We start from the raw sequence: 632 nt of genomic DNA, 5'->3' as shown, positions 1-632 counted from the left end.
CGCACATAGGGCCCCTGTTCCAGCGAGCGGTTGCCGAGGTTGAAGAAGAGCTCGGGGCCGGCAGTCAGGGCAGCCGCGTCGTCGGCAAACACGATGCGGTGCTTGCCCGCTTCAAACTCGTGGAAGTAGAACATCCCCTCTTCGGCGGCGAGCCGGTTCACGAAATCGAGGTCGCTCTCCCGATACTGAACGCAGTATTCCCGCTTGGCGTGCTCGTTCTTGAGCGCAAAGGCATAGTCGGTGATGCCGTGCTCTTGCAGAAGAATGCTGAGGATTTCATCGGTTTTTTGTGCCTGGAAGATGCGGGAGTTCTGGCGCAAAGAGAGTCGCCACAGCGCCGGCTGCACCAGCAGCTGATAGCGGGTCCGGCGAAAGCCGCTATCCCCTTGCGCCATGTCGCTCACCACCCCGCACACCCGGCGCTGCAGCTCGCCGTTGTACCACACCAGCAGCTCGCACGGCTGGTCCAGCACGGCGCCAAAGTCGATGTCGGGCTGGGCACTCGCCAGCTCCAGGCGCAGGTTGAACGGCCGGTTGAGCGCTTCATCCAGTGCAAACTCGGCCACCACAAAGGTACTCTCGGGCAGGGCCCCCACCTTGACGGTAAATTGTAATCCTGTGCTGTCTGCCAT

The 632-nt window shown here is 61.9% G+C and carries 1 pseudogene; it reads right to left on the bottom strand.

The features are described from left to right. Positions 1–632 (bottom strand): annotated as a pseudogene (gene vgrG, locus ACB031_RS22740) (type VI secretion system effector VgrG); the annotation flags it as partial.

Source organism: Aeromonas sp. S8(2024) (genome assembly GCF_041403085.1).
GTDB classification, from domain to species: Bacteria; Pseudomonadota; Gammaproteobacteria; order Enterobacterales; family Aeromonadaceae; genus Aeromonas; species Aeromonas dhakensis.
This window is presented reverse-complemented; position numbering and strand designations above follow the sequence as displayed.